The sequence below is a fragment of the Xanthomonas cannabis pv. cannabis genome (genome assembly GCF_000802365.1).
GTDB lineage: Bacteria > Pseudomonadota > Gammaproteobacteria > Xanthomonadales > Xanthomonadaceae > Xanthomonas > Xanthomonas cannabis.
In genome coordinates this window covers 1-4,680 of sequence record NZ_JSZE01000181.1, presented here as the reverse complement: position 1 = coordinate 4,680, position 4,680 = coordinate 1, and the positions used below count along the sequence as shown (strand labels likewise).

The 4,680-nt window shown below is 67.3% G+C and carries 6 protein-coding genes; all 6 read right to left on the bottom strand.

What is annotated here, in order from left to right; translation table 11 throughout:
• Positions 1-79 precede the first annotated feature (79 nt).
• A complete protein-coding gene (gene mdcG / locus OZ10_RS19635; protein WP_039566734.1) occupies positions 80-721 on the bottom strand; it encodes a malonate decarboxylase holo-[acyl-carrier-protein] synthase in 642 nt (213 codons plus the stop codon).
• A gap of 2 nt (positions 722-723) precedes the next feature.
• Complete coding sequence (gene mdcE, locus OZ10_RS19630; protein WP_039405180.1) at positions 724-1,428, bottom strand: biotin-independent malonate decarboxylase subunit gamma; 705 nt, start codon at positions 1,426-1,428, stop codon at positions 724-726.
• Positions 1,419-2,324 (bottom strand): biotin-independent malonate decarboxylase subunit beta, encoded by a 906-nt coding sequence (locus OZ10_RS19625; RefSeq protein WP_202903046.1) that lies wholly within the window; start codon positions 2,322-2,324, stop codon positions 1,419-1,421. The genes mdcE and OZ10_RS19625 overlap by 10 nt, the downstream gene beginning before the upstream one ends.
• A gap of 127 nt (positions 2,325-2,451) precedes the next feature.
• Positions 2,452-2,769, bottom strand: coding sequence for a malonate decarboxylase acyl carrier protein (gene mdcC, locus OZ10_RS19620; protein ID WP_039405174.1), 318 nt, complete (start codon positions 2,767-2,769; stop codon positions 2,452-2,454).
• 9 nt (positions 2,770-2,778) lie between these two features.
• Entirely contained in the window at positions 2,779-4,425 is a 1,647-nt protein-coding gene (gene mdcA / locus OZ10_RS19615) for a malonate decarboxylase subunit alpha (protein WP_039405171.1), read from the bottom strand.
• 40 nt (positions 4,426-4,465) lie between these two features.
• On the bottom strand, positions 4,466-4,680 hold a 215-nt coding region (locus tag OZ10_RS22965), incomplete at its 5' end, for a hypothetical protein (RefSeq protein ID WP_039566732.1).

Sequence of the window (4,680 nt, the reverse complement as noted above, 5' to 3'; positions counted from 1 at the left end):
GGTGTGGCTGGCTGCCGCCCGGCCGCATTGCACTGCGTCCCCGAGGGCCTGGCATCGGCGGTGGGTTCGACAAGCGTCCTCATGCCGCGCACCCCACCGGAAACAGCGCGCTGCGCGGCAGCAAGCGGCAGCCGTCGCCGGATTTCGCCAAGACCTGCGGTGCGCTGCCGGCGTATTCGCGCCAGTTCACCGCGGTGTCGTCGGGCAGCAGCAGCTCGCCGTCTGCGCGCAGCCCGTGGCTCCGTTCCCAGCGCTGCAGCAATGTCACCACCCTGTGCGCCTGTTCGGGTGTGGCAATGGACCACAACAGATCCAGATCCGACTGCGCATGCACATACGCAAGCCCGGTGAGGGCCTGCCAGGCAACGCTGCCGAACACGCGCGGCTGCAGGCCGCCGGCATTGGCCTGCGTCAGCAGGGCCCGCAGTGCAGGCTGCACCACAATGGGGGCGGTAGCGATCACGGCATCCAGCGCCATTGGTGCGGTGCTGCGCGCGATGTCGTCCATCCCGGCGATTAATGCCAGGCGCTGTTTACCTTCGTCCGGCGGCAACGGCACGCCGAGCCGCACGTGGCCGGGTGCCTGGCTGCCATCCCCACGCGCCACCACGGCCGGCAGGCCCGCAGCAAACCACTGCTGCAGCCGTGGCTGCGCACCCGGTGTCAGCGCTTGCCAGCGCGCGCCGGGGCGCAACCACACCAGTGCGTGGCGGCGGGGCATGCTCACGCCTCGCCTGCGGCCACGGCGGCGGCGACATCGCGCGCCAGGGTACGCCCGCCGCGCTGCGCGCCGAGTGCGCGGCGCTGGTCGCCGTCGGTGGGCGCGGCCAATGCGTCGAGTAATGCTTTTGCCAGATCGCCGTCCCACAGCGATTCCACCGCACCCATGCGCACGTAGTTTTCAACGCCCGGCGCGAACACCGGCGAGCTCTTGCTCAACGCCTGCAAGGTGTCTACCGATTGCTTGGTCACACGCGCCATCGCACGTAGATCCATCACCCGCACCTGCGCGTCCGGCAGCGCGTGGATGTGGTCGGCCATCAGCCCGAACGACAGAAACCCGCCGCTGACCGCTTCGCCGTAGACCAGGGTCACCAGCTGCGCGCCGCGCCTGCGCGCCAGATCCAGCGCGCGTGCCAGATGCGCAAAATAGCCATTGATGCCGAGCAGTTCGTCGCGGCGTGCGAGTCGTTGCCCGGCCGTGTCGGCCAGCATCACGATGGGGCGTTGCGGATGCGCGCGGGTGCTGGCGAGTACGGTCGCCGCCAATGCCAGCGCATGGTCCACGCCGACTTCCAGCGTGTTGGCGGTGCCGATCACGGTGACCTCGCCGACCGCGGTGGTCGCGCTGCCAGTGAGCACGTCGGCGTTGCGGGCGATGGCGTGGCCGAGCGGGAACAGCTGGTCCAGCAATTGGCTCAGTTCCATGGCGTGCTCCGGTCGGCGGTGGCGGCAAGGAAGGCATCGGTGTCCAGCAGCGGCAGGCGCTGCGCGTCGACGATGCCCTGGCGTTGCCAGATCTCCAGGCCATCGCGGCAGTCGCCATAGCTATCGATGCGCGCGGCCAGCTGGTGATGCGCGTGCTCCAGGGCCTGCAAGCCGGCATCGCCGCCGTCGGGTTCTGCGAGTGTGTCGAGCGTGGTGAGCGCCGCATCGGCAAACGCCGCGATGCGGTCGGCCACCAGGGTCTGCGCGTCGCCCAGCAGGTAGCGGTGCTTGCCACCGGTCACGCGCCACACCAGGGCACGGTCGCGCGCGTCGAACTCTTCCACCCCGCGCACGGTTTCGATCACATCCGGGCCGGACAACGACAGCCGGCCCTCTTCGGACATGATCACCGCGCTGCAGCAGCGCGCCACGATGCCCATGCCGCCGAAGGCGCCGTTGCCGCTGCCGATCAAGGCCAGCACCGGCACGCCGGCAGCGCGCGCGTTCAGGGTGGCGCGCATGATTTCGGAAATGGCGATCAGGCCGGCGTTGGCTTCATGCAGGCGCACGCCACCGGTGTCGAGCAGCAACAGCACCGCAGCCGGTTGCGTGGCTGCGGCGCGTTCGAGCAGGCCGGTGAGCTTGGCACCGTGCACCTCGCCGACGCCGCCGCCCATGAAAGCGCCCTGTTGTGCGGCGATCAGCACGGTACGGCCACGCAGCGTGCCTTCGCCGACAACGATGCCGTCGTCGAACGCGCCGGGCGTATCCAGCTGGGCCAGATGCGGGCTGATCAGGCGGCGACGTGGACCGACGAATTCGCGGAAGCTGCCGGCATCCAGCAACCCGTCGATCCGCTCGCGCGCATCGGCTTCGTAGTAGCTGCGCTCGGCCATGGGAATGGTGGTGCTCATACACATCCCCCGACGACATGCGTAGGAGCGCACCTGGGCGCGACCGGGGCAATACCGGGAACGCCCGTCGCGCCCGGGTGCGCTCCTGCGGTGAGGTGGATGGGGTGGCTCATGCGTCGGCTCCTTGCAGCACGTCGATGGCCTGTTCCAGGCGCAGGCTTACCACTGCAGGCGTGGCGCCCACATCGTTGATGCTGATGCGCACATCGCGCAGTGGATGCCGCGCGGCGAAATCGTCCAGCACCGCCTGCCAGACCGCGCCGAAGCCGCGTGCGGCGGTGAGGATCTCGATCTCCATCGCGCCGTCGAGCGGTACGCGCTCGACCAGCACTTCCAGGTTGCCGGAGGCGACCACGCCGACCAGTGCGTGATCCACGCCAACACGTGCGCCGTGCTGGCCGTCAAAGCGATATCGCAGGGTTTCCATGCTGAGCCCTTACCAATTGCGAAAACGTTTCGGCGGGTCGTACAACCCGCCGGACCAGCGCACCAGATCCTTGACCGTGCGCGCAGCGAGCAGGTCGCGCGTGGCATCGCGCGGACGAATGCCCAGATCTTCCGGCCGCTTGATGACGCCACGATCGCGCAGGTTTTCCACCACGCGCTTGTCGCGTCCCAGGCCCACAGCGGTGTAGCCGGACACGCCACGGATCGCCTGCTCGCGTTCTTCCGGCGTGCGGCATAACAACAGGTTGGCAATGCCTTCTTCGGTCAACACATGGCTGACGTCATCGCCATAGATCATCACAGGCGGCAGCGGCATGTTGGCGCGCTCGGCCAGTTCCCAGGCATCCAGCCTGTCGACGAAGGCCGGCGCCATGTGCTCGCGGAAGGTTTCCACCATCTGCACCACCAGCTTGCGTCCGCGTGGCATCTCGCCCGGTTTTGCCGCTTCGCGCCCGGCCTTGAGCCAGGCGGCGCTGGCATGCCGGCGGCCACGCGCATCCGAGCCCATGTTGGGCGCACCGCCGAAGCCGGCGATGCGGTCGCGCGTGGCGGTGGAGCTGTTGCCCTGCAGATCGATCTGCAGGGTGGAGCCGATGAACATGTCGCAGGCGTACATGCCTGCGGTCTGCGACAGCGCGCGGTTGGAGCGCATGCTGCCGTCGGCGCCGGTAAAAAACACATCCGGGCGCGCGGCGATGTAGTTTTCCATGCCCAGCTCGGAGCCGAACGAATGCACCGAGTGCACGAAGCCCGATTCGATCGCCGGGATCAACGCCGGGTGCGGATTGAGCGCCCAATGCCGGCAGATCTTGCCCTTCAGCCCCAGCGATTCGGCGTAGGTGGGCAGCAACAATTCGATAGCTGCAGTATCGAAACCGATGCCGTGATTGAGCCGGTCCACGCCGTATTCGGCGTAGATGCCCTTGATGGCCATCATCGCCATCAATACCTGGATCTCGGAAATCTGCGCCGGGTCGCGGGTGAACAGCGGCTCGATGTAATTGGGCTTGGGCGCCTGGGTGACGAAGTCCACCCAATCGGCCGGGATGTCCACGCGCGGCAAGGTGTCGAGAATCTCGTTGACCTGCGCAATGACGATGCCGCCCTTGAATGCAGTGGCTTCCACGATCACCGGCGTGTCTTCGGTATTGGGCCCGGTGTAGAGATTGCCGTGGCGGTCGGCCGCCTGCGCGGTGACCAGCGCGATACGCGGCGTCAGGTCGATGAAGTAGCGGCCGAACAATTCCAGATAGGTGTGGATGGCGCCGATTTCGATGCGGCCCTCGCTGACCAGCCCGGCCAGGCGCGCGGCCTGCGGGCCAGAAAACGAAAAATCCAGGCGCTTGGCGATACCACGCTCGAACACATCCAGGTGTGCCGCCAGTGAGAGCACCGATTGCACCATGTGCAGGTCGTGCACGCGCGCAGGGTCTACCTCGGTCAGGCAGCGCGCCAGGAAATCGGCCTGCTTCTGGTTGTTGCCTTCCAGGCACACACGGTCGCCGGGCTCGATGACCGCCTCCAGCAGCGCCACCACATCGTCGGCGGCCACCACGCGCCCCTGTGGCGCCAGTGCAGCGGCGCGCTGCAGGCGCTGACGCCGGCTCTCAGCCTGGGTGTCCCACTGTCGACTCATGCTGCTACCTCACCGGGCCGAGCCCGTCATGCCGAAGTAATTACATCGTAATTATGGAGATAGGCACTGTCCAGCTGCGTTGCAGCATCTGCGCTTGCGGCCGATGGCCGGTCATCGACCCGACAGCGAGGCACTTGCCTGCAGGCAAGCTTCGATATATCGTTTCGGCATCCTTCGATATATCGAATAAGACCGAGCTTGCGCCAATCCGGCTCTCCAGATGATCTCGATCCGTCTCCGCCCGCCGCACGTGGC

Coding starts and splice junctions, on each gene's coding strand:
- OZ10_RS19625 (WP_202903046.1), bottom strand. CDS start 2,324: ATGGCCGAGCGCAGCTACTACGAAGCCGATGCGCGCGAGCGGATCGAC.
- mdcE (WP_039405180.1), bottom strand. CDS start 1,428: ATGGAACTGAGCCAATTGCTGGACCAGCTGTTCCCGCTCGGCCACGCC.
- mdcA (WP_039405171.1), bottom strand. CDS start 4,425: ATGAGTCGACAGTGGGACACCCAGGCTGAGAGCCGGCGTCAGCGCCTG.
- mdcG (WP_039566734.1), bottom strand. CDS start 721: ATGCCCCGCCGCCACGCACTGGTGTGGTTGCGCCCCGGCGCGCGCTGG.
- mdcC (WP_039405174.1), bottom strand. CDS start 2,769: ATGGAAACCCTGCGATATCGCTTTGACGGCCAGCACGGCGCACGTGTT.